Raw genomic sequence first — 25,595 nt, forward strand, 5'->3', positions numbered from 1 at the left:
AATCCTTACGATATTTACAACTCCGGCATAATAAAAATAGAACTGGATAAAGAAACAAGAGGAGCTCAAATTTATGTCTCCAAAGCCTATACCTTGAAAACCACCGCTGGCGACACCGCCCCTCTGGTATTCGTGCGTAGCGGCTCTGAAATCAAGCTCAATACCAGCGACATTACGGACGCCAACGGCGTACCGCAAAAAAACGATAAGTCTGTCTTGAAAATTACTGGTTCCGGCTCGGAAACAGCTGCAATCTGGATTGGTCGAGAATTGCCGCCGTCTCAACAAGCCGTCATTACAGATAAAGACACGGTCTTTAAAGGTCAGTATTTAGACATCATCCAAACAAATGGTGTGGGAATAGACGGCGAGGGTAGTCAGAATAGCCAGGGCGGTTCCACACAAACCACACTTTCGCTGAAAGACAGCAAAATTACGGCGCAAGAAGGAATACTCTGGGGTGATTATGCTAGTAAAAGTCTGATCGAATTAAGCAATGTCACGATTACCGCTGACAATACCGGCATGTCGATCAGCTCCTCACAAGGATCGGAGACCAAGCTGGTCACTGACAAGCTGAAAATTACCAGCAAGGGCGTCAAGGTGGGCGTGGATCCGGGTACTGGTCTGTTCCTGGGCGGCGCTGGCATGGATGCCTCCTTGAATGACACCACCATCATCAGCAAAACCTCGGGCGTTCGGGTCTCGAACCTGTCCAAAGTGCATTTCACCGGCTCCACGGTGATTGAAGCAGCCGACTCCAAGTCCACCGGCCAGAACGGCATCATGGCGGGGCGGGATGCCGAAGTCACAGTCGATCATCTGGAAATGTTCTTCCAGTCAGAACAAAACAGTGACTATAGCGGGGCGATATCAGCGTCCAGTGACGCATCCATCACAATTGGCCAGACCGGACAGTCCCAGCGCAGCAAAATTGAAGTTTTCAACCTGAAGAATGCGTCTCGCAGCAATGATGTTCAAGGTGCGAATGCCTTTTTAGGCGGAAAAATCACCCTGAACAGCGTGGACATGGTGAACTTCCGCAAGAAAACGCTGGGCGAGGAGATCAGCGACAAGGTTCTGGGGCTGGATGCCCGCTACAACAGCCACATCACCTTGAACGACAGTACGGTTACGCTGAAAGACCTGAAAGATGAGCCTTTTATACGCATAGGCGCCAGTATTCAGGAAAACTCCACGCTGACCCTGAATCAAGGCTCTCGCATTGAGGCAGGCCAGTTTGCAGTGCGGATGACTGCCAAGTCCTCGCTGGAGATGAATGACTCCAGCCTTCAGGCGGGGCGCTCGGCCATTTATGCCCAGTCCACCACTGGCGACAAGGCCAGCAGCTTGCTGACCGCGACCTTGAATAACAGCCAGGTCACGGCACTACAGCAAAAAGCCAAAGATCCTTTGGGCACGGCTCTGCAAGTAGGGATGGAAATCTATGGCAAGCAGGCCTATTTGCAGCTTGATGCTTCCAATGGTTCCGTCATCGAGGGCGATTATCTGTATCAGGTCAACCAAGGGGAGCTGGAGCTGACGGCCAAGCAGTCATTGCTCTCGGGTGCGGCCAGAATTGCAGCGCCCACCAACCCTGGCGATCCACGCAATATCGCCAATCTGCAGCTTAGCCAGGGCAGTATCTGGCAACTGAAGAAAGATCCCAATCCGGCCACCGTTCCCACTGCAGCTGACTATGTTCAGGTCAACACCTTGAGCTTGGATGATAGTGAAGTGCATTTTGCCAAACCGGCGGATATACAGGGTTTCCAAACCCTGAACGTAGATACCTTGAATGGTAATAACGGCCTGATTGAACTGTGGACAGAGCTGCAAGACGATAGCTCGGCCACGGATCAGCTGATTGTGCGCAACCAAGCCACTGGCACCACTCGTCTGCGTATCAAGCGCTTTGATGATGAGATGGATGACGGCGCACAAACCAAGGTTGGGATCAAGGTCGTATCGGCAGATAGCGGCACCGCCACCAATACCGCGACAACCTCCGCCACGGCATTCAGCCTGGATAGTGGCTCTACCGGCTATCGTGCCAGCTCCACCCCCAGCCTGGTCGCGGGTCTGTATGACTACTATCTGGTCAAAGGCGGCAAGGGCGGGGAGGCGGAAAGCTGGTATCTGAATTCAATTGCCGGTGACCCGGTCATTCCGGACCCAGATCCTGATCCCGACCCAGATCCCGACCCGGATCCAGGTCCAGGGCCTGATCCGGGCCCCGGTCCTGGCCCGGAACCGGATGAGCCGACCGCGTATCGCCCTGAAATTGACGCCTACTTCTCCAACCGCCAAATGGCCCTGTCTACCCAGCGTCATCGCTGGCAAGAGCGCCAGGAAGCCCGTGGTCCCGGCCGTACCGCCTGGGCGCGTCTGGTTCACAAGCAGGAACGCTTTGATAACCAGTTCGGCAATCAGCGCAAAATGGACAATACCCTGATCCATTTTGGTTCGGATGTCTGGCAAAACACCTATGCCAATCAAAGTCAGCTCAGCCTTGGGGTGATGGCCTTGTACTCGGATGGCAAGAGCAAGACTCATAACGAGCGCTTGAAGGCTGAAGGCAAAGTCCAGGGCTACAACCTGGGCCTGTACGCCACCTGGCAACAAAAGCCCGCCGAGCCGGAAACCGGGGCCTATGTAGACAGCTGGGTGATGCAAGGCTGGTTCAGAAACAAGGTCAAGGGCGATGGTCTGGCCGAGGAGAAGTACAACTCGCGCAGCCTGTCGGCCTCTTTGGAAGGCGGCTATGGTTTCTTGCTGTCTGATTCCGGTCAAACCCGCTATTACCTGCAACCTCAGGCGCAAGTGATCTGGTCCAACTTCAATGCCAGCGATGTGTATGAACAAACCCAGACGCAGATTCATAAGCAAAACATGAACTCGGCGGCTTATCGGGTGGGTCTGCGCTTCAAGGCAGATATTGAAGGCAGCCAGGGCATGCAGCTGGCTCCTTTTGCGGAGCTGAACTACTGGCGCATGCCGCGCATCTCCCATATGTCCTTTAACGACAAATCCGTGGGGGACCCCATGCCCAAGCATGTCATGGCAACCACCTTGGGCCTGAACGCCCAATTGTCCAAGAGCACCAGTGCCTTTGGGCGGGTTTCCTACATGATGGGTAGCGAGAAGTACCGGGAAAGCAACTTCCAGCTGGGCATCAGATACGCCTGGTAAGACAGTCTGGCATCCGGATTTGAGCGGATGCCAGTCCGTCACATAGCGATTGCTTGATCCGCAAAACATTGCCCCCGAAGCCTGGATTCCATGTAGGCTTCGGGGGCAATCTGTTTAGTTCGCAGCAAGCGGTAGTCAGGCTTTCAGCGTGTAGCGCAGAATCTCGACAATTTGCTCGGGCGTGGTCGCCCAGGCTTGTGCGCTGGCATCCACTTCTTTCAAAGGGTGGATGATGTCTTCGGCATGCAAAGTCACATACGGTTTGCCCAAGGCGGCACAGAAGCCAGCATCAAAGGCCGCATTCCACTGTTTGTACTTGTCTCCAAAACGCACCACGACCAGATCCGCCTGTTCAATCAGGGTTCTGGTACGGATGGCATTGATTTTGGAGGATTTGTGATCACGCCAGAAACCTTCGCTGGCCGGTCCCAGGTGATCGCCCGCGGCATCGCTGGCATCGTGATCGGTAACAGGGCTGGTAAAAGTAATATCCAATCCAGCGGCCTTTGCACCTTGAGCAATCTGCTCACGCCAATCCGTGTGAATTTCGCCGGACAGATAAACGGTGTAAATCATTACGTACTCCATAAAGAAAAGCCGGACGCCTCTTTAACAGGCGCCCGGCGCATTCAAACCCACCCAACAGTAGCATATTGAGCGGCACCTAACAGCAGGCAAACGCGATAGCCCTTATTCGCAAACGCATCAGGGGCTAAAAAAACGGGTTTCTTTATGAAGCCTGTGGATCAGCGAATCGGGATGGCAACCGGACGCAGCGGAGCCGCATCACCGCCCCGGATCTTGAGCGGACCACCAATAAAAGCGAACTCATAGACCTTGTCCTTGGACAATTCATCCAGGGCAATCAACTCAATGATCGGTGCGCCTTGTTGGGCCAATAGATAGGTATGCAGGGGGACATAGTCATCAGGCACCTCGGACGGGAAGGTTTCAAAGCTCAAATTGTCCGCACCCACAATCATCGCACCACCTTCTTCCACCAGATAGCGAGCAGCATCCAGACCCATGCCGGGTGGCGCGTTCATATAGGCTTTGGGATCATTAAAGAGCTTCATGCGGCCCGTGCGGATCAGGACAATATCGCCTTCTTTCAGCACCGTTTTCTGACGAGCCAGGGCATCCTTCAAGTCCTGACGTGTGATGCGGTATTGGTCGGGCAGCATGTCTACGCCTTTGGCGGCGGCCACATCTATCAAGACACCACGGGCAATCAAGGGCGGGAATTTCTCGATGCCGGTCCGTTTCCAACCACGGTCGCCCAGATGTTCATCGGCCTTGAAGCCATTCCAGATCTTTCCATGAATCCCGAAATGATTCAGGGCGTCGATATGAGTGCCCGTGTGGCTGTACATGGAAAAAGCCGTGCCTGTGTAGCTACGAACCGCGTTCATCTCATCGCCAACTCCCATCGGGTCATCCACTGCGGTACCACGGGGGGTATGGGTCATCCAGAACTGATAATGCGGGTCTCCCGCGTCCTGCCAGCTGGGCATGCCCAGGTAGTAGTCGGTTGCCAGATCATAGACTTTGCTGCCATCCAGACGGGACAAGATGGCGGCCCGGGAAGCAGGGGTGATCAGGTTCAAGCGACCAATTTCATCGTCCGGCCCCCAGGGGCTGATGCCCACTTCCTGAGCACTAAGGGGCAAAGGATTGCTCGCTGGGTGAGTGGAATGAGCCAGAGAGACGCTCATGCTGCTTGCACCAACCAGCAGTAAACCGAGAAGACGGTGAGAAAAACGAATCGACATGGGATGTCCTTTTATGAAGCGTAGATAAGAAAGAGAGGGGCAGCGCTTACAGCAGAGCGCGCAAACGGCTTTTGAGCATTTCGACGGATTGGGTCTGCAAACGGGCCAACACTTGGCCAGTCTTGCGTGAGGAGACTAATAAAGTGGGGATGGACTGGATCCCTAGCCGTACCGCTTCGGCGCGATCGGCTTGCACTCGCTGCTGCGCGATATCGCTATCCATAGCATTCAAAAAGGCCTCACCATCAAAGCCTTGCGCAATGGCGACCGCCAGTAGCGTGTCCATATCGCCGATATTGCGACTTTCTGCCAGATGCGCACGCTGCACCGCATCGAAGTAATCCCAATGGGCGTTATCGCCAGAAAGTAGCTGTGCCGCCTGACACGCCCGAGCGGACAACATTCCGTGGGGATAGTTGAAGTTCTGTGCTCGCATGCCCTCGATATTGATGGACTGCGTATCGTCGTGTTGGGCGCAGCCGGCCCAGTGGCCCAGGATTTCACGTTTGGCGCGCTCCATGGAACCGAAGGCTTGCAGCATCTGCTCGCGGCTGTCTTGCAGAACAAAGGTATGGTGGCGGACCTGGATGCCCAGTTCGGCGGCAACTTGCCGCAAGCGTGGCGACATGACATAACACCATCCGCAGACGGCATCATGGAAGAAATCAATAATCAGGGGGGAGGCAAGCGGCTGGGTCGGGTGTGTTTGATCGTGCATTGTGATGTCCTTGTAAGATGGTCATCACAATAGCGTTCCCCGGAGCGGAGAATAAGCACGTGGCGGTGCAGACAGTTTTTACTTCGAGTTCATAAAGGTCTGTTTACAGGGCGTTGGACATGGCATGGGGCAGTTGGTCGGCCAGATAATCCACGAAGGCTTTGACCTTGGGTTGCAAGTGGCGATTGGTCGGATATACGGCGTAGATATGGCGGGGCTCATTCACCAATTCGGGCAAAACACGTTGCAACTGCCCGCAAGCAATTGCTGGATCTGCCAGAAAGGAAGGCAGGGCGCCAATACCCAAACCCGCAATCAGAAAGTCGCGCAGCATCAGGCTGTTATTCACTTGACTATGCTCACCTGAAAACAGCAAAGCCGTACCACTGGGGGTGTGCTGTTGAGGATTGCTGTCGAAATCACTATCAAAAGCAAGGCCCTGGGTATGTGCCAGGCTATAGCTGATCATTTTGTGATTGCGCAGATCCTGCAAGGTCTGAGGCAGCCCATGCTGCTTCAAATAGGTGGGGGCGGCGCATAATTTTTGCTCGATGGTGGCGAGGCGACGAGCAATCAGGGTGGAATCATCCAGGCTGCTACGCAAACGCACCGAGACATCAAAACCATGAGCCACGGCATCCACGATCCGGTCTTCCATCACCAGTTCCAGCTTCAGTTCCGGATACTTGTGCAGAAAATCCGTCATCAATGGCGACAGGACGCTAAGTGCAAACGACAAGGGGGCATTCACGCGCAAGGTCCCCGTCACGCGCTGGGACTGCTGTTTGACCGAGCGCTCCAAAGCGTCCAGCTCATCCAGTATCCGACAGCATTCGGCATAGTAGCTGCGGCCAGTCTCCGTCAGGCTCATGCTGCGCGTAGTGCGCTGGATCAGCACCGTATCCAGATGCGCTTCCAAGGTACGCAGTTGCTTGCTCAAACCCGCTGCGGATATCCCCAGATCCTCCGCGGCTTTGGCAAGTCCGCCCAGCTCCACAATGCGCCGGAAGGTGCGCATGACATTAAAAGTGTCCATAAGGGATAGGTACTCCAACAATCAGCTATAGCAAGGCTTGGGCGGGGAGCATACCTGACACCAGGAACGCAGCCCCCTCAGGAATCGTATCCTACCGCATTGCCGCGGGCTGTCTGCGTCTGATTTTCTTGTCTCGAAGCGGATGCCTTATTTCCAACCCAGGCTATGGGATTGTTCCAGAGCCTGGTGACGCTGATCATCATCCGCATGCAGATAGATATTGGTCGTAGCGATAGACTCATGGCCCAAAGTGTCACGGATGATACGTAAATCTACCCCTTGATCAGCCAGGTGAGAACCTGCCGAGTGACGCAGCCAGTGAGCCGAGGCCTGCTCCAGAATACGGGCCTGGGACTCCTGATCGGGATGCAGACTCCGTAAACGATCCGCACTGCCTTGAAAAACCTGTTTGACCAGAACATGCGCCATGGCCCGCGTCAAATGCTTGTCGCTGGCACCGGCGGACATTAATAAAGGATAGGGCTCCAAAGCCTGGGGCGGTCCTTCCAGCCCATGCGCCTGCCGGTAGCGCATCAATTCGCCGTACAGCTCTTGCGTTAAAGGCACACGACGCCATTTGTCGCCCTTGCCATGGATATGCAGCCACCACTGAGCCGTCGTTCCCGCATCAACACGTTCCTGAACATCGGCCATACGCGCCTGAACCAGTTCGGAAATGCGCAGGGCGCCGCCATAAAGAATAGAAAAGAGCCAACGTACGCGGGCTTTGTAGCGCAACTCGCTCTGCGTATCTTCAGGAAGGGCCTGGATGTACTCCTGTACCCAACGCCATTGCAACCGGGTCAAGTACCGTTGCTGGGGGGCGGTGGTTTTCTTTTGACGTCGGCCCTGATGAGACAAGGCCAAAGGATTGCCCGCCAAATACCCCGCCTGCACCAGCCAGCCAAATAAAGAGTTCAGAATCAATAACGCCTGATTTCGACTGCTTTCAGACAAAGGCCCCGCAAATGGCCGCCATGCCGCATGGTGACGAGCAGGGCGGGAGCGCCCTTGAACCACCCAGCGATGAGCGGGTTGAGGATCCGCCAGAAACAAACGATAGGCCAGGATGTCTTCCAGACTAAGAGAGGACAAGTCCTTGCGACGCTCCAATACCGCCCATAACAAGAGGCGCTCCGCCTCCTTGCGGTAGTTCGCATACGTGCGTGGACTATCTACATAGCGCGCCAACCAGGCTCGCAATGCCTCTATATCTGTTTGCGCCTCAATCTGTGCACGTCCGCCGATAGAGCGGTTGGCCCCTTGCCGCCCGTCAAAACGAGCCAGCAATTGAGCAATATCGTCCGATCCCAAATTCGTTGAGGGCGAAGTGTTGGCTATTTCCATGAATAAGCAGAAAAACGGCGGCGTTAAGAGAGCAGGGAAGGGCTTTCAAACCCGTGCCTGTGCAATCCAGCCTGTTTATGGCTAGATATTTGACATTATAGAGATAATGTCAAATTACAGAATACGAATTGTTGATAATTTTATATATTACGTTGTATTATTAATTAAATTATCGAGAAAGGTGGAAAAATGGAGCAAAACCAGCCAAACGAAGGGCAAATCCTGGCCGATGTTGCCCAATTGCGTGATCGCTTCAGCCATACGCAGACTTTGTACAAAGAAGTGGCTGCGCTCCTGTTTTTCCGCTATGGAGTCACACCTACGGCCAACAAGCTGTACCAATTGGTGCGCAAAGGCAGCATGAGCGCTCCGGCTCAGGCACTACAGACGTTCTGGGAAGATTTGCGGGATAAAAGTCGAGTTCGGCTGGATGTGGCCAACATGCCCGAAGAGCTACAAGCCCTGACGGGGCAGCTGCTGGGCCGTATCTGGCAAGAAGCGATGGGGCACTCGAAGCAGCAGATGCTGCATTACCAGACTCAGGCTGATGAACGCGTCGCACAGGTCCAAGCCCAAACCCTGGAGGCCCAAGAGGCGCTGGAAGTAGAACAGGGCGCCTTGAAAAATGCCCAAGCCCATATAGAAAAGCTGAAAGAAGAACTACAGGCAGCCGGTCAGGTACAAGCAGCGCTGAAACAAGACTTGCTGCACGCCAAACAACGTCAAAACGAGCTGGAAACCGAAAAACAATTGGTTCAACAGGAACTGCGCCGCCAAGGTGAGCAATTCACCCAGGACTTGGAGCGGCTGCAAAAGGCTATTGAGCTGACCGAAGAACGAGCCCAGGCCAACGAGCGCCGTGCTTTATTGGAAATCGACAAGGAACGCTCCATTCAAACGCGACTGCGTCAGCAAATAGAAGAGGCCGAGCAAGCGAACAAGACCCAGCGCCAGGCTCACGAACAGGAGCTGAACAAGCAGCAGGATCAAATGCAGAAATTGCGCCAGGAGTTGGGGCAAGAGCAGGGCGAGCGCCGCGCGATGCAAGCGGCTATGGATATCAGCCATAGCTTGGCCAAAGAGATGCAGGGGCAATTGCAAATGTTGCGTACTCGCGCTGCTTTGCTGGAGCGGGAGAATGAAGAGGCGCGCAAAACAGCCCAACGACTTAGCCAGGAACTGGCACAGGCCCAAAGCCAGCCTGTACGCCCCCTACGGTTGAAGCGACGCCTGATCAAGAACGATCCTGAATAATAAAATCTATTTAGCTGCCTATGCCAGCCATCCGTAAGGCTGATTTGCTGCGCTTTCAATCGCCTGGATAGACCACTGCGTGTAACGGTCTGTTTTAGCGCAAACGATGCCCAGAAGGCTTATGCTAAGCTTTTGCCCATGCTGCGCGCACCCATTTCATCTCGCAAAACAATAGGCTGGCTTTTATTAGTCGGCCTGCTTGTTTTTTTTGCCTGCATGAGTGTGAGTAGCAGCTTTGCCGCACACGCTACGATTCAAAATACGGATCGCAGCACTGTTCAAGCGCAACATGCCTCGTCGGGGCAATCTCACCATAGTGCTCCCAACCATTGCAGCACTCCAATGAAAAGTGGTTGCTGCGCTTGTCTGGCGACGCAGGCTCCACCGCCTGAAGCGGTGGCATTACAGCCCGTTTTCCCTCCCGTTCCCCTGCATCAAAACTACGTCTCCCGGCTGATTGGCCCCGCCCAGCCACCTCCGCGCTCGTCCTGATCATCTCGTCTTAATTGCCGCCCCAAGCTGTAGAAGCCTGTGCTGAACAGGCGTGGGTGGTACGTGTGTATTGATGATTGATAGGGATAAACCCATGAAACGACGCGATTTTTTTAAACTGACTTTGGGCGCCAGCCTCTTGAGTAGCCTGCCTATGCGAAGCTGGGGGCAGGGCATGATGGGGCACCACGGCTCCATGTCTGAAGGTATGCCCGGTCACGGCATGAGCACCCGCCAAGGCCTGATGCCCATAGAGAAAATGCCGGCTGGCCAGGATTTGCAAGCTCTACCTGTACTTAAAAACAGTAGTCAGAAAAACGGACTTTTCCAGGCCAAAATTACTGCTGCTGCCCATCAACGCGTTCTGGCAGATGGAAAAAGCACCGAACTCTGGCTTTACAACGGCCAAGCTCCTGGCCCGCTGATCGAACTATATGAGGGCGACCAAGTAGAAATCGAGTTTGAAAACCAGCTGGATCAGGCCACTACCATCCACTGGCACGGTTTGCCGGTTCCCTCTGATCAGGACGGCAACCCACAAGACGCGGTGATGCCAGGACAAAGCCGCTACTACCGCTTTACCTTGCCCGAAGGCTGCGCCGGTACGTACTGGTATCACCCACACCCTCATGGCAAAAGCGGTGAGCAAGTTGCCCACGGGTTGGGCGGGACAATTATTGTGCGCTCTCCCAAAGACCCATTGAAAGACTACACGGAGCAACACTGGGCCATTAGCGATCTGCGGCTGGACATTAATGGCCATATTCCGGCCAACACAGGTCCAGACTGGATGAACGGCAGGGAAGGGCAGTTCGTGCTGCTGAATGGTCAACGCCAACCCCTTATCCAGGCCAGCACGGCAGAACGCATCCGTGTGTGGAACTCGTGTTCTGCCCGTTATTTGCAACTGCATATCCCCGGCGCCCGTCTGGTTCAAGTCGGTACAGATGGGGGCCTATTGGAACAGCCCTTGGCAGCCACCGATTCGATTTTGATGGCCCCGGCCGAACGGGTGGAGTTCTTTATCCAGGCGGATAAAGATTTGGATAGCAGCTTGCAAGCGCTGTATTACGATCGGCAAAAAATGATGGTGCAGGAAAGTCCCGAAACCCTGACGCTGGGAACACTGACAATCCGCCATCAGGAAATCGAACTGCCCAAGCAATTACGCGCAATTCCTGCCATTCCAGCAGCCGCCAGTACCGCAAAAGTCGTGTTCAGCGAAGTCATGCCCATGAACCATGACATGCAGTCTGGGCACGGCGCTGGTATGACAAACTCATCCGGGATGAACCACCAGGGTATGGCAGGCATGGACAACGATATGATGCCCGGCATGGCTGCCATGCGTTCCATGTTCCGTATCAACAATCAGGTCTACGACATGGACCGCATCGACCTGCGTTGTCCAACAGGGCAGTGGCAGTACTGGGATGTGATCAACGATTCCCATATGGACCATCCTTTCCATCTGCACGGAACACAGTTTCAGGTATTGGCACGCCAAACCGGGATGCAGTCCGTACCGGAGGCGTTCCGGGCATGGCGCGATACGGTCAATCTGCGCCCCAATGAAACAATCCGCTTGGCGTTCCGCCAGGAATTGCCGGGTCTGCGCATGTTCCACTGCCATATTCTGGAGCACGAAGACCTGGGCATGATGGCGCAGCTAATGGTGGAGTAGCCTGGTCACTGATGTAGAGCCTTGAAAACATCCGCCCTGCAAGCCTGTGTGCCAGCAGGGCGGACAAAGCAGTCCTGCCTGAAAAAAACCCGGCGTCGCCTGCATTACAATACCGCTTTTGAATTTCTCATTTTCAGCGGAGCACGCGCCATGAGCCTGTTGGGCACCCCTTTATCGTCGTCGTCGGACAAAATCATGCTCCTGGGCTCGGGAGAGCTGGGCAAAGAAGTGCTGATTGCGCTGCAACGCCTGGGGGTAGAAACCATAGCGGTGGACCGCTACGAAAACGCACCTGGCCAGCAGGTCGCCCATCACTCGCGCACCATCACCATGAGTGACGCCGAGCAATTGCGCGCCCTGATCGAAGAAGAAAAGCCTACCCTGGTTGTGCCCGAGATTGAAGCCATTGCCACCGGCGTGCTGGAAGAGCTGGAAGCCCAAGGCAAGGTACGCGTCATTCCGACGGCCCGTGCCGCTCGCCTGACCATGGACCGCGAAGGCATCCGCCGCCTGGCCGCTGAAACCCTGGGTGTTCCCACCAGCCCCTACCAATTCTGCGAATCACTGGAAGAACTGCAAGCCGCTATCGACGACAAGATTGGCTACCCTTGCGTAGTCAAACCCTTGATGAGCAGCTCGGGCAAGGGTCAAAGCAAGATCAGCGGCCCGGACGATGTTGCCAAAGCCTGGGATTACGCCATGGCGGGTGGTCGCGTCAGCCAATGCCGCGTCATTGTTGAAGGCTTTATCGACTTCGACTACGAAATCACCTTATTGACTGTCCGTGCCGTAGGCGCAGACGGCCAGATCGAAACCCAGTTCTGCGATCCCATCGGCCACAAGCAGGTAGATGGCGACTACGTAGAAAGCTGGCAGCCCCAGCCCATGAGTCCCGTGGCGCTGCAAAGCGCACGCGATATTGCCCAAGCCGTTACCCAGAACCTGGGCGGCCAAGGCTTGTTTGGCGTCGAGCTGTTCGTGAAGGGCGATCAGGTCTGGTTCAGTGAAGTCAGCCCCCGTCCACACGACACCGGCATGGTCACCATGGCCACCCAATGGCAGTCCGAATTTGAGCTGCATGCGCGCGCCATTTTGGGCCTGCCTGTGAACACCGCCTTGCGTATGCCCGGCGCCAGCGCCGTGATCTACGGCGGTGTAGACGCAAAAGACGTGGATTTCCTGAATGTGGCCGAAGCCTTGCGCATCCCGCAAACCGATATCCGTCTGTTCGGCAAACCCGAGAGCTTTGAAAAGCGCCGCATGGGTGTCGCACTGGCCGCAGACCTTGACCTGGAAACGGCCCGTGCAAACGCCCGCCAAGCCGCGGCTACCGTAAAAGTTCAAGCTCGCTAAAACAAGGAGTTTTTCACCATGCCCATCATCGTCGTCCTGCTGTTCCTGGGGATCATTGCGGCGCTTGTGTACGGTGGAATGCAGCTCTTTAGCTTGGTCAGTGCCAGTGCCGGGGTCATCGCCGCTATCGTGAGCCTGCTGATCGCGGCGGCCATTCTGGTGGCCCCGTTCCTCGTATGGCGACGCCGTTATCTGGCCATTCACGGCAAAAAGCAGCAAGGCCAGCGCATTCTGGAGCTGGCCTTACCCGAGGGTTCAATACGCCTGGATGCCCTGCAAAAGCGCGGTCAGATTCAAACGGGGCAGGGAACACGAGCGTTTATTTTTGCGGATATAGATTCGGTCGAGCTGCAGGGCAGGGGATTGGCGCTGACTTTGCGTAACCCAACGCAAAGTTGGGAAATCCAGCCTGCTCATACTGCAGAAGCCAAACGTTGGCGCAAGATCCTTAGCCTGGCAGCACGGCAGGATTTATAAGGCTCATCGTCACGGCAAGTCGACAATACGCCTAACCGAAGTCAAGCCTTGTCGGTAACAAAGCACTTGCATCCTTATACCTGCTCACTCACCTGGTCAGACAAGGCCGGCTCATTCAGGCTGATCATGTGCTCATCCAAAGACTCCAGCGTCTGGACCACCGTACGCAGAACCTGAATACGGGCGGCTTTTTTGTCCTTGCTGGGCACAATATGCCAAGGTGCCATGTGAGTATCGGTCTGGGCAAACATTTCCTCCGCAGCGCGTTGATACGCCGTCCATTTCTCCCGGTTACGCCAATCGTCTTCCGTAATCTTGTAATTCTTGAAGGGAGTTTCCTCGCGGGCTTTGAAGCGTTTGAGCTGCTCGTCCTTATCAATATCCAGCCAGAACTTGATCACAGCCGTACCGTTGGCCAGCAACTGTGCCTCAAATTCGTTGATTTCCTCGTAAGAACGATGCCAGGCGGCGCGGGAAATCAATTTTTCCACTCGCTCCACCAGCACACGGCCATACCAGGATCGATCAAAAATCGAAATTTCACCCAGACGCGGCAGTTTGCGCCAGAAACGCCATAGATAAGGGCGCGCCAGTTCCACAGCATTAGGGGCAGAAATAGGGTGGATATCGTAAGTGCGCACGTCCAGGGCTTCGGTCAAACGGCGAATAGTGCCGCCTTTACCCGCTGCATCCCGCCCCTCAAACACCAGCACCAAAGAGTGCTTGCGGAAAGCTTTGCTACGCGCCGCGCAAGACAAACGGCCCTGCCAATGCAAAAGCTCGGCGTCGTAATCCTGCACAGATTCTTCAGGAGGAGGGGAATGAAGCGAAGCAGTCGGGACGTTCAAGCGAAACGGGAAGGCATGCGGCTCTTTCACCTGACGCGGGACAATAGGCTTGTCCATGGCCTGCAACACCACCTTGGCCAAAGACACATCACGCAGGTTTTTATCGGCGCTAGGGATAACAACCCAAGGGGCGTAATTCCGATGAGTCAGATTGATAGTTTGCGTCGCGGCATTGCGCAAGCGATTGAATTGCTTGTGGACTTTCAGGTCAGCCTTGCTGACACGCCAGGCAGTACTAGGATCAGACATCAAGGTGGCGCATCGATCCAGTTGAGCCTGCGCAGAAAGATGGAACCACAGCTTCAGAACCTGCACGCCTTGATAGGCCAACTGCGCTTCAAAACGATTGATCAGATGGGTATACAAAGCAATCTTGGCCGGATCCGGTGCTTTACGGCCCAGCTCTTTCATTAAAGGCGCATACCAGGACCCAAACACCAAGCCCGTCTGACCACGAGCGGGCAAGCTATTCCAATAACGCCACATCAAAGGGCGCATGGCTTCTTCTTCACTTAATTTGCCGAACGCCAGAGTGTGCACATGGCGAGGGTCCAGCCACGTGTTCAAGGTATTGATAGCAGAGCCTTTACCCACACCGTCCATACCTGCGACCACAATCAGCAGGGTTTGATCTGCCTTATCCAGGCGTTCGTACTGCTTGGACAGCAAGGCTTCACGCAGAACTGCAATCTGCGCCTTGGCCAAATCATCACTCAAGCTGGGATCGCGTTCGGCAAACTGTAGTACATGGCCCATGGTGCTTTGCTCCGATTTACATAGCTGCTCACTATAACCATGCAAGGGAAGACTTAACTACCTTCAGAGCAAAAATAATCCGGAAGAAGAGAGAGGTTTGGAAAGCACTGAAAACTGGTGCTTAAGGAGATGAGGCTACAGTCTATCTATTATTGACTTTACATAATATACATTATGCGATGTTTTCCAGCCGTCCTCTAGGGAGGAAAACGAGCCTGTTCAGCAGTCTTTTGCATTATGTGAAGTTAGGCACCTCACAGTAATCTAAACCGAAACCCCGTCGAAACGTTGAATTGCACGACTGATCGGACGGTAGCACAGCACTTTATCCTGTGTCAAACATCCCCTTCATTCAACGATCCAACTTCAATACTGGATTGACGGGCGGCACGGGTAAAACAAACCGGTCCGGGTCCATCAACACCACCGCCGCCAACGAGGCGACCGGCACATTGCCTTTGCCAATGATCTGGTAGCGCAAGATGTTGACCTTGCCACCACCTTCTATTTGCCGCATCCGATGCCACCCAGCTTTGATAACTTCTCGCTGAATCTGCATCCCCATGGCGTCGGCCTGTTCTTCAGGCCCTGTTTGAGCCGCGTAGAGCTTGAAAATCTTGGGTGAAATCAGTGCCATGCCTTCTTCTACAAAATGCACGGGGGCCCCAGATTCGTTGTACTTAATCTCACGGCTGGCCAAGCCTTGCTGCAGCCACTGTATAAACGCCATCGCCGCTTCGCTAGGTTCCTTCACAGGAGCTTCATGCGGCAGTTCTGGCAAGCTAGGCGTCAACACGACCGGCGTGGTGCTTGCCTGGCTGAACATACGTTGAGATTTTGCCTGTGTCTTTGGAGCAAGCTCTGGCTCAATAACCGACGCTTTAGGCGTCGGTAAGGCTGGTAATGCTCCAGGTGTGTGCTCAACAGAGGCTGGCACAACACTTTTAGCCTTTGCTGCAGCTATGGCTGTTGCTTCATGTTGATGTGATTTTTTGCCTGGGCGTGCGCTGCTAACCGTTGCTGTCGGCGCTGAGTTCACAGGCGTGGGCTTATGCGACGCTTGCGGTGGGCTGCGATGAATAATGTTGGATGCTGTATCAGCTTCATCCAGAAAATCATCGTCAACATCAAAGCCATCTACGGCGAGTTCGGCTGGCAAAATCACCGTCTCGTCGTCGTATACCTGAATTGAAGCAGTTTGGTGAGTATTGCTTGAGGCTGGCACAGGTTTGGGCTGGTTGCCGCTTTGCGTTGCGCCATTTTTCGGTGTTTGACGCTTGGCTGCGCCAGTTGACGCATTTTTGGGCTTTCTAAACTCCATTGCTGGTACGAGATTACGCTTGGGTGCTGCAGTTTGGGAACGAGCTGAAGCAGTTTTGGCCGTTGTGGCCACCTTTTGCGGCAATATTCCTTCATCAATGTGTTCTGGAGCAGCTTTGGCTTGAATGACTGTTGTGTCAGCGCTGTGCTCACAATCAACCGCAGCTGGATCAGCCTCTGTTTCAAACTCATCATCGCCACGCTTGGCCCGGACATGGATCTCTCCGGACATCGCCGGTGGGTATAAGTTTGGATCATCATAGAGCTTTGACAGTGGAAAGCGCAGCACACTTAGTCTGTGTCGATATTGATGGGCTTCTGTGCCCTCTTCTGTTGCCGGCGTTTGCCCGTTGATTTCAACGTGCCAAATAGCTTGGCCAGAATGAGGACTGACTTGCAAGATTCCATATTCCTGCCATGTGTCAAACAGCCTATCGTTCTTGGCCTCTCCAGGTACAGACTCGTCAGGCTCATGCTTTTTAATCCAGGCCCGCGTGGCATCGGCCAAACGCTTAGCCACAAACCACACAGAGCCGTCATACACCCATCCGGCAGCTCCAGTACGATTGAGCGGCAATTCCGTTCCAGACTGCAACATGCTTTTGAGCGCTTGCATGAGTAAATCCACCAGCGGTACTGCATTGGCTGTCGCAAAACGAGCCTTACTGCCCTTCATCAATGCGTTGCTGGTGGAGGCCTGGTCAGCGCGTTTGATAATGTCAGCCAATAATCCATCCTTGTGGCCAGACAAATAATGAGTCAGCGCATCAAAGGCGTGAGGCGTTTGGGACAAAAAAGTTAAGGCAGATTTTGGTGCAATCTGATGAAGCAGGGTCAGTGCCAGGCGATTATGGGCCTGGTAGTCCCGGCTGGCTTTTGGCTCAAACTCGACCCGATACTCCAGATCCAGACGCCCCTGCCCCACTTCGAACAAGGAGCCAGCCAGCGGTTTCCATCGCAACGGTTCATCCATCGCCCCGCCTCGCCATAAGATCCGTAGGTCTGTCATCGGTTTGGCAATGTCATGAAGCAGTGCCGCGTAGAAGACCACATAGGTCCACTGATCACGCTCGGCGTCAATCTGCTCAACGGGAGCATTCGTCGGTAAAAAATGCGCGTTTCGCCAGGTCATGGCTGCCAATACCATCTCCAGCGTATGGGCCAACAAACCACCAGCGTGGGCGTGATGGTGTGCTTCTGAGGCAGGCATGAGCTGGACGTATTCTGCATATCGTCGGATAGCTGGGATGAAATCTCGTCTAAAAACAGGATCTGCTACGCGAGACTGCAGGAACATTTGATGAACCGCTTTTTGAGCTTTCAGTAGACGGATCAAGTCATCAGACTCAAGAACACGCAACCACCCTTCCTCCCGCCCTGCTACACGTTGGGCAACTGGAACTGGTGGGGGGCTTGGAGGTGGCGGAACCGGTGCGGGCTTAGTCGTACTGGAGGCGCGTCGCGGAATAAAAGTGGAGAACTTCGAGATCCAAGGCGGGGTTCGGCGGTGAGTCATGCTCTAACGTTCAAGCAAATGGGCTCGCAACGTCTCCAGAGTCGGACGAGGATGTCGCAATGTGAGCAAAATATGCAGTGACTCAGTGGGATGTTGAGGGTCGCCCTGCTGCAGGAAATGGAACCAGCTCATCTCCAGTGGATTCCATTGAATTGAATCAGGATCAGGCAGCATGTTTTTGCCCCAGTGAGCCCGATAATGGACAAATGGCTGCTGCAAAATATCGTCAACAATGCTCTCTTTGCGCCCTGCGAGATCTACGGCCTGGCTGCTTTCTTGCGCCAGGTTCTGACAATGATTCTTCAAAATCTCTCTCACACACAGATGAGGATCATCTTCATCCTCGGCATAAATTTCTAATCCGTCATAGCGCGATAGCCAGGCTGAAAAATGGGGGACCCATTCAGCCAATCCGAGCTCAGTCAGGTGTTCGACAATGCGATAAATCGCATGAGCACGGTCGTGCGCATCACGCCCAAAATGGGGGAACCCAGGATCGGGGTATGGATGCTCGTCTAGGTACGTGTGGGCGAGGATAGTCATAGCGGCCACTCTACAAAGCGGTTTGCTATCTCTCAACGCGATACCGGGTGCGACGTAACCTAGGGTTCTCGCTTGCGCGCAACGTTAAGTTCTGATAAGTCACAGCCCGCTATGCTGGCCGAGGCCATTTGCAGCGCTTCACCCAGCCCCTGGGTGAAGCGCTGCGTAACCCGTAAGCCCCCTTTTCCCCTACCTGTAAAGCCTTTCCCGACGGCCACCGGATTTTTAGGTGGACGGCGGCCCTTTGGATAAGGCCCTTGACCCGTAGCAACCTTTTCCCAGTAGCGGATTGACGCCCCGGCAGTCCGTCAACACATTCTTGTTCTAGTTGTATTGTGCAATGCAAAACATTTTAACTTGAATACCCTTTCTTTACTTGCTCAAAAACGCATATAGCAGGCCGCGCGGATAACGCACATAACTGTTTTCGTCAAGCTGAAACCCCGTGTTACGTGACCTAGGGTTAACGAGCGACACCTTGGGGGGCCTTTGCAACACTGAACGCCATTCTCAATCGGATGGAGTACTTCATGAGCTGGACAGCTAGACTCGCTGTTGCCGCGCCACTGGCTGTTTTGGCGTTGCAGGCCCAAGCCCAGGTCGGGGATACCTACGACAACGGCACACAGGTGCGAATAGGACAATACAGCACACAAGCCAGCACACCAGGGCATAGCGTTTCTGATCCCCTGTCTGTGTTTGTGGCACTGACTTACCCACGTCAAGACATAGCCACCATTGATGGTGCGATTGAGTACACCCTCAAACGGACTGGCTGGCAGCTTGATCGCTCCAAGCTGTCGCTAGAAGCCGCGCAGTTTCTTCGCTTACCCCTTCCAGAGTCCCAGCGGTCGCTGGGCACGTATCGAGTGCGTGATGTCTTAAATGCACTCGTAGGTGAGACCTGGCGCTGGGACGAGGACCCCATCCGTCGCAGACTGTGGATCAGTCTAGCGGCACAGCCGACTCTGTCAGGCGTCGAACTGACACAGAATTGGCTCCACGCCCAAACCTACCCCGTCACAGTAGACCCTAAAAAGCCGTGGTTGCCCCTGACCGAGCGCATCAGCGGGGTGCAGCCATGAACCAACAAGATCAACAATGGCAACAGCAGCAAGACGATCTTCGCCGCCGGGAGCAAGCCGAGCAGCTAGAGCGTGAACGGCTCGAGCGCTTGGAACATGAGCGAATGGAGCAAGACCAGCAGCTTGAGCGTGAACGCCAAGAAAAGCTGGATCAGCACGACTATGACTCCCGTCGTGAGTTGGAGGACGCTACCCCAAACAAGCCAGGTGTCTTGCGAACACTCATGCAAATTTTGTTCTCTCGCAAAGAACCAACGGCAAGCGTTGAAAAACAGAACGTGGAGCCCGTGTTTTCGTCTGTAGTGGATCCCCTGACCGAGACGCAAAACAATGAAGCAGTCACCGATTTCTTTGCTGATCAAGACAATCAACCGCAAGCGGCCAGCGTTACGTCACCCCCATTGGCATCCGCAGCGCTTACCGATGCTCCAACGCTCAAGAAAAAGACAGGCTATCCGTGGAAGCTAATCCTGGCGTTGGTGCTTTTTGCTGTCCTTTTCTTGAGCTGGAAATACCTGTTTAACCAATCTGTGGTTGAGCAAACAGCCGCCTTGTCGGCAGCCGAACCCTCACTGGTTGAAATCGAAGACCAGGTCGCCCCTGTTAAGGATGAGGAAAAGGGTTCTGAGCCCTCCCCTGCTCCCACCAGCAGTCAATTAGGAAGTGTAGAGAAAACATCTGACATACCGATGGGAACGGAACCGATAAACACAGCGGGGTCAACGGAATTCCAAGATATCCCCATTGATCTCGGAGAGACGTTCCCATCGAACCTTGAAACATCGCAAGGCTCGTACGCCGCTCAAGAAACACCAACATTCGAGGTGCAAATCTCGTCCCTGCAACGTGATGTCAACGAAATCAGGCAGTTACTCAATGAGCTCTTGCATCAAAACGAGCAGTTGATAGCTCTGTCCACACCTGCGCCTGAGCCAGAGGTGGTGCCAGTTGTTGAACCTGCCCCCGTTAAAAAGCCGGTCACACGTCGAGCCAAGGCTGCACCGAAGCCAAGCGTTCGTCTTGTCTCAGTCGATATGTGGGATGGCAAACCTTCCGTTGTCGTCGCCAGTACACGCGCAGGCGACAACCAAACCTTAGTAATGCGACCAGGTGACACCGTCAACGGCGTCACGCTGCAAAGCGCAAGCGCATCCGAGCGCAGCGCCTCTTTTCTCGTAAACGGAAAAACCACCAAATTAACTGTGGAGGGCCAGTAATGCCGCGCCTTATGAAAATCAAAGCAGCAGCCATCAGCCTGCCCCTGCTTTTCCCTGCGATGGCGCATTCGCAAACCCAGGCCACCGCTCAGCAGCGTACCGAAGAAGTCGCCAATGCTACGCAGGCACAAGGGCGTAATCCGATTGCGCTGGATGCCGTAGATCGCCTGCGCGCCAATATTTGGGGCTTAACCGACGAAGAAATGTTGCGCGCCAAAACCTTGCTGGAAGGCCCTCGCAAAGCATTCTCGGTGGAAAACCTCTCGCCTATTGAAGCGCTGGGCATTCATGCGACCTCGGAAGCAGAGCGCCGTAAATATGCCGAAATGTTCGCCCGAGCCTTTCATGCCGACGTGGAGCGCTCATTGGCATGGAATCGTGCTTTCACCGAAGCGATGGCACGCCTTTACCCAAATGAGCCAGTTGTCAATTTCAGTCAAATCCCACCCGTTCCCGCCACGGTAGGTGCGGCTGACACTTTGAACGTGCCGCGCACGGCCATCATTGAGACCCCCGCTCCGGGCTACACGCCTCTGACTCAAAGTGTGCCAGCACAGGGCTCTGCGAAGTAATGGGGACCTCCATGCACCGCCGACAGTTTCTTGGCGCCCTCACCGCACTGACGGCCAGTGGCGTCATGACGCGCTCGTGGGCAATGGCTGCGCCTGCGCAATCGGAGCTGGCGCAGCCTGAAGGCCTGGACCCGCAATGGTGGCCATATTGGTCAGATACGGCTGTGCGCATTGAACCCAAGATCACACCCCAGGAGCAGACGACTATCCCCCACGGCTATGTTCGTCAGATGCCTCGCACACGCACCCGTCCTGGTGCGCCGATCGTGACGGCATCCTTATTGCCACCCCGCGCTTATGACTGGGCGGGACAGCGCTGGAACATTGATCCGTGGCTGCTTTACGGCGTGGCACTGCAAGAGTCGCAAATGAAATTTGGTCGGCAGACGCTGCCCTACCCTTGGACTCTGTGCGTCAGAGGTGCTGCTAAGCGCTATGGCTCCTATGAGGCCACCCTCAAGGCCCTGCGCAAGTATGTAGATGTCAGAGGTATCCGCAATGTGGATTGCGGTGCGATGCAGGTGAACTGGGGCTACCACAACGACAAGCTCCAAAGCTTTGAACGTGCTCTGGATCCCTACCCCAATCTCGATGTAGGTGCACAAATTCTGCGTGAACACTTTGACCGCAACAGTTCCTGGCGGCTGGCGGTCGCCCTCTATCACACAGGCTCCAGAAATACGCAAGAACGGATCAGCCGCGGCAATCGCTATAGCCATGGCGTATTCAACAAATTGGCCAACCTGGGCTTAGATGCGTCGGAACTGGCCACTTCAACCGGTTGGAGGCGATATGCACCGTAACCTCGCCCTCGCCTTCTTTGCAGCGACCACACTGATCTCCAGCTCGGTCAACGCTCAGACTGCACCGGTCGTCCTGGACGATTCGGTTCCGGCTGTTTCCTATTATTCGGCCTTAATTTCAGGTGCAGACCAACCTGGTGTTGGTGCCGGCATCCAGTTTCCGCTGACGTCGAACTTGCTACAACCTGGCGTGCTTAAGCCATCGGCTGTTCCAGTATTTAACCCAAAATGGATGACCCAAACATTAGCCATTGTGGGTGACGACAAAGGCTCAGAAGAATGGCTCAAGCTCCATTTGGAACGCCTGCTTTCTCTGCAGGCCACTGTCATTGTGGTATCCGCAGCCAGTGAAAAACGCTTTAAAGACATCCAGCGACAAGCCAACGCATTGCCAATCGTCCCTGATCCCGGCCACTGGTTACAGAGCCGTCTTGCCGCAGCGCATGTGACTGTCTATCCCGTGCTGATTGGCTTGGACGGTCAAGCGCGACAGATCATCTTCTCAGAAGGTTTTGAACGAGGTGAAGCGCATGAAAAATAACGCCGTCTTGGAAGCGTTACTGCGTCCACCTGTCGAAATTTGGAGTGCGGCAACGGCCTGGTCCGTCACGGCCACGGCTGCCCTGGCGCCTTGGGCGCTGATGATGCCCCCTTCTTTGGGCTACGTTGCAGCAGCAGGATCGGGCTACTTTGGCGGGGTCCGCTTTAAGCAGGCGATGCGGATCAAGCGTTATCACCATCACCTGAAATACTACAAAGTCACGAAAATTGCTCCCGCCAAAATTCCCGTGGCACCGGGCGAGTTTTACCTGGGCGAAGGATTCGAGTGGTCGCAAGCGCACACACAACGTAAACGTGAGGCCTTGCAACCGCAGGCCAAGCGTTTTGTGCGTCCATCGGGCAAAGAGCTGGCTCTACGCAGCCTGGGTTCAAAAGCCATCGAACAAGCGCAAGGCAAAGGCCCCGTCAAACCCATTGTGCGAGCCATTGCAGGAATTGCGGGCATTGATCATTGGCTCAACCCATTGCAGCCTCACCCAGACTTAGGTGGCTCACCCATCGTGCATGGCGTGGGCAGCATGGACGAAGCCCCCGTCAAGATTCGCCAATCTTCTCGCAATGGACACATGCTGGTCATGGGCACCACGCGCGTGGGCAAGACCAGGCTGCTGGAGTTATTTGCCACCCAGGACATTCATGCTGGGCACGTCACTATCGTGATCGATCCCAAGGGGGATGCCGATCTGATGCTGCGTATGTATGCCGAATGCGCTCGTGCAGGCCGCCTGGACCAGTTTTACATGTTCCATCTTGGCTACCCCGAGATCTCAGCAAGGTACAACGGCATCGGCAACTTCTCGCGTATCACCGAAGTCGCCACTCGTGCCACTAACGCCTTGCCCAGCAGCGGAAACTCCGCCGCTTTTAAAGAGTTCTCCTGGCGTTTTACCAATATTGTGGCTCAGGCCCAAGTTGCGCTGGGTCGTGTCCCGACCTATGAAGCCTTGCTCAAAGATGTGACCGGCATTGATGGTCTGTTCATGGACTATGCCCGCATGGTGTTTGGCCAACAAGCCCGCCAAGGCCGTCTGATCGACTGGGAAGTAAGACTGGCCAGCCTTGAGCTCGCGCTGCAGGATCGCAAAACCGCGCCGCCGGTGCCAAGAGCCTTGGCCGATCGACAGCCCGAATTTGTAGCAATGTTTTTGCTCATCAAAGAGGCCAAGATCAACGATACGGTCCTCGCAGGACTGGCAGCCGCCTTTAGCTATGAGCGTAGTTTCTACGAAAAGATCATCGCGTCCTTGGGGCCATTCCTGGAGAAGTTGACCACCGGCGCAGTAGGCAAACTGATCTCACCTGACTATTACGACCAAACCGATAAGCGTCCCATCTTCGACTGGATGAGCGTCATCCGGCAGGGAGGCGTGGTCTACGTAGGCTTAGATGCCCTCTCTGATTCCGTGGTCAGCTCTGCGGTCGGTAATTCCATGCTGGCCGACTTGGTCAGCGTGGGCGGCAAACTCTACAAGACGGGGCTGGACCCTCATGCCCCAGACGGAAAAATCGTGTTGCCGACCATTTGTGCTCACTTTGACGAGGTCAATGAGATTGCAGGCCCTGAATTTGTGCCCATGGTGAACAAGCTGGGGGGCTCGGGCTTTCGGATCACCGCGTACACACAGTCAGCATTTGATATTGAGGCAAAAGTCGGAGATAAGGCCAAAGCGGGCCAGATCCTGGACAACTTTAATCACCTGGTCATGCTGCGCGTGCGTAGTGTCACTACGGCCAAGCTGCTGACGGACCAGGTTCCCGAAGTCGAGGTGGTCCATCTCACGCCAATGTCAGGCGTCACAGACACCGCCGCCCAAGGCACCGGCGTCGATTTCATCAGTCGCAACGATGATATCTGGACCAAAACCAAGGTCCCTATGATTGAACCAGCCGATGTGCTGGAACTACCGCAAGGCCAAGCCTTTGCGCTACTTGAAGGCAATCGACGCTTCAAGATCCGAATCCCCTTGGCTGATGCAAGAAACGACGAATTTGTACCGCAGTCTTTGCAAAACGTCGCCGCGCAAATGAAGGCCCGCTACCGGACTTCCGAGCAATGGGCCAGTGAAACCGACTGGTTCACTGAAAACTGGCTCAATAGCCAGCCAATCGCCGATGGCACGGGCATGATCGCCACTGATCTGGCGGTGCAGGATCCTGACCCCGATGACGACACTCAAAGCAACAGCGCGATAAACACTGACACGATGGGCCTGATCACAAGGGGGCACGGATGAGTACCAACTCGACCAGCCGCCCTGTTAAGCCCACCACTCGCGGCCCCATTTTGATGACATTTGAGATGGTCATGGGTTTGCTTATGGTCTCTGTCTCAGCGTGTGTGCTGGGATTGTTCATAGAACTGGCCGGCATTCATACGATTTGGAAGGACCAAGGCACAGGCCATGCTCGCTCTATCGTGGAGCAGGACCTGAGCTATATCGAGGCTGCCCCGAAGAGCCTGATTATTCCCAATACAGTGGCTTTCTCAAACAAGATGCTCGGCTATATCTCATGGCCTTACGAGAAGTTCGGAATCTTGCAGTGGTATGCCAATAGCCATGACCCCGCCATGCAGCGTCAACAGGCCTTTCGTCGTGCACAAGAAATAAAGGCAAACGGCAACAGCCTCTCCTCCAGGCTGAAAACGATTGGCGCTGATGCCAGCCAATTTATCAGCACGGTACTCGTGCTTTCCATGTATGTCGCCATGGATGTAGCTCTTCGACTTTCGATTGCCCTTTATGCGCTGCCAGCCTTCGTTCTTGCGTGCCTAGTGGGTGCGGTCGATGGCCTGGTACGGCGTGACTTGCGCCGGTGGAGCGGCGGCCGAGAATCCTCCTTCGTTTATCACCACGCTAAGCGATACACCGCCTGGGCACTGACTGGAGGTTTCGGTCTGTATTTGACCTGGCCTTTCGGCGGCTTCAACCCCGCTTACATGGTTCTGATTTTCACCGCGTTGGTCGCTGCAACGCTCAGCACCACAGTGGCTTCCCTCAAAAAGTATATGTAGCGCCTCTCGCTCACATCACGACATTGGAGAAACGAC

General features: G+C 54.8%; 20 protein-coding genes. 12 read left to right on the forward strand and 8 right to left on the reverse strand.

The features are described 5' to 3' along the window. The first annotated feature begins 93 nt into the window (after nt 1-93). Complete coding sequence (locus U2949_RS10740; RefSeq protein WP_321287650.1) at nt 94-3,192, forward strand: autotransporter family protein; 3,099 nt, start codon at nt 94-96, stop codon at nt 3,190-3,192. Between the two features lie 135 nt (nt 3,193-3,327). Here the strand turns inward: U2949_RS10740 and U2949_RS10745 are convergent, their stop codons facing one another. The 5 genes from U2949_RS10745 to U2949_RS10765 all read right to left on the reverse strand — a co-directional run bounded on the left by U2949_RS10745 (nt 3,328) and on the right by U2949_RS10765 (nt 8,065). After that, a complete protein-coding gene (locus tag U2949_RS10745) occupies nt 3,328-3,768 on the reverse strand; it encodes a YtoQ family protein (protein WP_321287653.1) in 441 nt (146 codons plus the stop codon). Nucleotides 3,769-3,938: 170 nt separating this feature from the next. Beyond that, nucleotides 3,939-4,907 (reverse strand): cyclase family protein, encoded by a 969-nt coding sequence (locus U2949_RS10750; protein WP_407654183.1) that lies wholly within the window; start codon nt 4,905-4,907, stop codon nt 3,939-3,941. Nucleotides 4,908-5,010: 103 nt separating this feature from the next. Further along, nucleotides 5,011-5,682: a DsbA family oxidoreductase gene (locus U2949_RS10755; protein ID WP_321287656.1), complete on the reverse strand. Its 672-nt coding sequence runs from the start codon at nt 5,680-5,682 to the stop codon at nt 5,011-5,013. Nucleotides 5,683-5,785: 103 nt separating this feature from the next. Continuing rightward, complete coding sequence (locus tag U2949_RS10760) at nt 5,786-6,718, reverse strand: LysR family transcriptional regulator (RefSeq protein ID WP_051316187.1); 933 nt, start codon at nt 6,716-6,718, stop codon at nt 5,786-5,788. A 147-nt stretch (nt 6,719-6,865) separates the two neighbouring features. Beyond that, complete coding sequence (locus U2949_RS10765) at nt 6,866-8,065, reverse strand: tyrosine-type recombinase/integrase (RefSeq protein WP_321287659.1); 1,200 nt, start codon at nt 8,063-8,065, stop codon at nt 6,866-6,868. A 189-nt stretch (nt 8,066-8,254) separates the two neighbouring features. Here U2949_RS10765 and U2949_RS10770 point away from each other — a divergent pair, with 189 nt between their 5' ends. The 4 genes from U2949_RS10770 (at nt 8,255) to U2949_RS10785 (ending at nt 13,325) form a co-directional block, all read left to right on the forward strand. After that, complete coding sequence (locus tag U2949_RS10770; RefSeq protein WP_257724043.1) at nt 8,255-9,319, forward strand: DNA-binding protein; 1,065 nt, start codon at nt 8,255-8,257, stop codon at nt 9,317-9,319. A gap of 586 nt (nt 9,320-9,905) precedes the next feature. Then, entirely contained in the window at nt 9,906-11,495 is a 1,590-nt protein-coding gene (locus U2949_RS10775; protein ID WP_257724044.1) for a multicopper oxidase family protein, read from the forward strand. A gap of 150 nt (nt 11,496-11,645) precedes the next feature. Beyond that, nucleotides 11,646-12,848, forward strand: a complete 1,203-nt coding sequence (gene purT / locus U2949_RS10780) for a formate-dependent phosphoribosylglycinamide formyltransferase (protein WP_026482551.1) — start codon at nt 11,646-11,648, stop codon at nt 12,846-12,848. A gap of 18 nt (nt 12,849-12,866) precedes the next feature. Continuing rightward, nucleotides 12,867-13,325: a hypothetical protein gene (locus U2949_RS10785; protein ID WP_026482550.1), complete on the forward strand. Its 459-nt coding sequence runs from the start codon at nt 12,867-12,869 to the stop codon at nt 13,323-13,325. Nucleotides 13,326-13,399: 74 nt separating this feature from the next. Here U2949_RS10785 and pap read toward each other — a convergent pair whose 3' ends face one another. The 3 genes from pap to U2949_RS10800 all read right to left on the reverse strand — a co-directional run bounded on the left by pap (nt 13,400) and on the right by U2949_RS10800 (nt 18,308). Further along, nucleotides 13,400-14,929, reverse strand: a complete 1,530-nt coding sequence (pap, locus tag U2949_RS10790) for a polyphosphate:AMP phosphotransferase (RefSeq protein WP_026482549.1) — start codon at nt 14,927-14,929, stop codon at nt 13,400-13,402. A gap of 352 nt (nt 14,930-15,281) precedes the next feature. Continuing rightward, nucleotides 15,282-17,609 carry a MobH family relaxase gene (mobH, locus tag U2949_RS10795; RefSeq protein ID WP_039942973.1) on the reverse strand — a complete coding sequence of 776 codons (2,328 nt, stop codon included), beginning with the start codon at nt 17,607-17,609 and terminating at the stop codon, nt 15,282-15,284. 159 nt (nt 17,610-17,768) lie between these two features. Continuing rightward, the gene (locus U2949_RS10800) at nt 17,769-18,308 is read right to left on the reverse strand and encodes a hypothetical protein (protein WP_003799970.1); all 540 of its coding nucleotides are present in this window, start codon (nt 18,306-18,308) and stop codon (nt 17,769-17,771) included. A 530-nt stretch (nt 18,309-18,838) separates the two neighbouring features. Here U2949_RS10800 and pilL2 point away from each other — a divergent pair. From pilL2 to U2949_RS10835, 7 genes are read left to right on the forward strand one after another with little or no spacing between them, the layout of a single operon-like run. After that, nucleotides 18,839-19,393 (forward strand): PFGI-1 class ICE element type IV pilus protein PilL2, encoded by a 555-nt coding sequence (gene pilL2, locus U2949_RS10805; RefSeq protein WP_003799968.1) that lies wholly within the window; start codon nt 18,839-18,841, stop codon nt 19,391-19,393. Then, nucleotides 19,390-20,610, forward strand: coding sequence for a hypothetical protein (locus U2949_RS10810; RefSeq protein WP_321287666.1), 1,221 nt, complete (start codon nt 19,390-19,392; stop codon nt 20,608-20,610). The genes pilL2 and U2949_RS10810 overlap by 4 nt, the downstream gene beginning before the upstream one ends. Further along, on the forward strand, nt 20,610-21,182 hold the full coding sequence (locus tag U2949_RS10815) for a hypothetical protein (protein WP_009454018.1): 573 nt from the start codon (nt 20,610-20,612) through the stop codon (nt 21,180-21,182). Before U2949_RS10810 ends, U2949_RS10815 begins: the two co-directional genes overlap by 1 nt. Nucleotides 21,183-21,193: 11 nt before the next feature. Continuing rightward, entirely contained in the window at nt 21,194-21,985 is a 792-nt protein-coding gene (locus U2949_RS10820) for a transglycosylase SLT domain-containing protein (RefSeq protein ID WP_321287669.1), read from the forward strand. Next, nucleotides 21,975-22,526 (forward strand): PFL_4695 family integrating conjugative element protein, encoded by a 552-nt coding sequence (locus tag U2949_RS10825; RefSeq protein WP_045931319.1) that lies wholly within the window; start codon nt 21,975-21,977, stop codon nt 22,524-22,526. Before U2949_RS10820 ends, U2949_RS10825 begins: the two co-directional genes overlap by 11 nt. Next, nucleotides 22,516-24,780, forward strand: coding sequence for a type IV conjugative transfer system coupling protein TraD (traD, locus tag U2949_RS10830; RefSeq protein ID WP_021446580.1), 2,265 nt, complete (start codon nt 22,516-22,518; stop codon nt 24,778-24,780). Before U2949_RS10825 ends, traD begins: the two co-directional genes overlap by 11 nt. Then, nucleotides 24,777-25,559, forward strand: coding sequence for a TIGR03747 family integrating conjugative element membrane protein (locus tag U2949_RS10835; RefSeq protein WP_009454027.1), 783 nt, complete (start codon nt 24,777-24,779; stop codon nt 25,557-25,559). The genes traD and U2949_RS10835 overlap by 4 nt, the downstream gene beginning before the upstream one ends. Nucleotides 25,560-25,595: the final 36 nt, after the last annotated feature.

This window comes from Alcaligenes phenolicus (genome assembly GCF_032063905.1).
GTDB classification, from domain to species: Bacteria; Pseudomonadota; Gammaproteobacteria; order Burkholderiales; family Burkholderiaceae_B; genus Alcaligenes; species Alcaligenes phenolicus.

Coding starts and splice junctions, on each gene's coding strand:
- U2949_RS10745 (WP_321287653.1), bottom strand. CDS start 3,768: ATGATTTACACCGTTTATCTGTCCGGCGAAATTCACACGGATTGGCGT.
- U2949_RS10750 (WP_407654183.1), bottom strand. CDS start 4,907: ATGAGCGTCTCTCTGGCTCATTCCACTCACCCAGCGAGCAATCCTTTG.
- U2949_RS10755 (WP_321287656.1), bottom strand. CDS start 5,682: ATGCACGATCAAACACACCCGACCCAGCCGCTTGCCTCCCCCCTGATT.
- U2949_RS10760 (WP_051316187.1), bottom strand. CDS start 6,718: ATGGACACTTTTAATGTCATGCGCACCTTCCGGCGCATTGTGGAGCTG.
- U2949_RS10765 (WP_321287659.1), bottom strand. CDS start 8,065: ATGGAAATAGCCAACACTTCGCCCTCAACGAATTTGGGATCGGACGAT.
- U2949_RS10770 (WP_257724043.1), top strand. CDS start 8,255: ATGGAGCAAAACCAGCCAAACGAAGGGCAAATCCTGGCCGATGTTGCC.
- U2949_RS10775 (WP_257724044.1), top strand. CDS start 9,906: ATGAAACGACGCGATTTTTTTAAACTGACTTTGGGCGCCAGCCTCTTG.
- purT (WP_026482551.1), top strand. CDS start 11,646: ATGAGCCTGTTGGGCACCCCTTTATCGTCGTCGTCGGACAAAATCATG.
- U2949_RS10785 (WP_026482550.1), top strand. CDS start 12,867: ATGCCCATCATCGTCGTCCTGCTGTTCCTGGGGATCATTGCGGCGCTT.
- pap (WP_026482549.1), bottom strand. CDS start 14,929: ATGGGCCATGTACTACAGTTTGCCGAACGCGATCCCAGCTTGAGTGAT.
- U2949_RS10800 (WP_003799970.1), bottom strand. CDS start 18,308: ATGACTATCCTCGCCCACACGTACCTAGACGAGCATCCATACCCCGAT.
- pilL2 (WP_003799968.1), top strand. CDS start 18,839: ATGAGCTGGACAGCTAGACTCGCTGTTGCCGCGCCACTGGCTGTTTTG.
- U2949_RS10810 (WP_321287666.1), top strand. CDS start 19,390: ATGAACCAACAAGATCAACAATGGCAACAGCAGCAAGACGATCTTCGC.
- U2949_RS10815 (WP_009454018.1), top strand. CDS start 20,610: ATGCCGCGCCTTATGAAAATCAAAGCAGCAGCCATCAGCCTGCCCCTG.
- U2949_RS10820 (WP_321287669.1), top strand. CDS start 21,194: ATGCACCGCCGACAGTTTCTTGGCGCCCTCACCGCACTGACGGCCAGT.
- U2949_RS10825 (WP_045931319.1), top strand. CDS start 21,975: ATGCACCGTAACCTCGCCCTCGCCTTCTTTGCAGCGACCACACTGATC.
- traD (WP_021446580.1), top strand. CDS start 22,516: ATGAAAAATAACGCCGTCTTGGAAGCGTTACTGCGTCCACCTGTCGAA.
- U2949_RS10835 (WP_009454027.1), top strand. CDS start 24,777: ATGAGTACCAACTCGACCAGCCGCCCTGTTAAGCCCACCACTCGCGGC.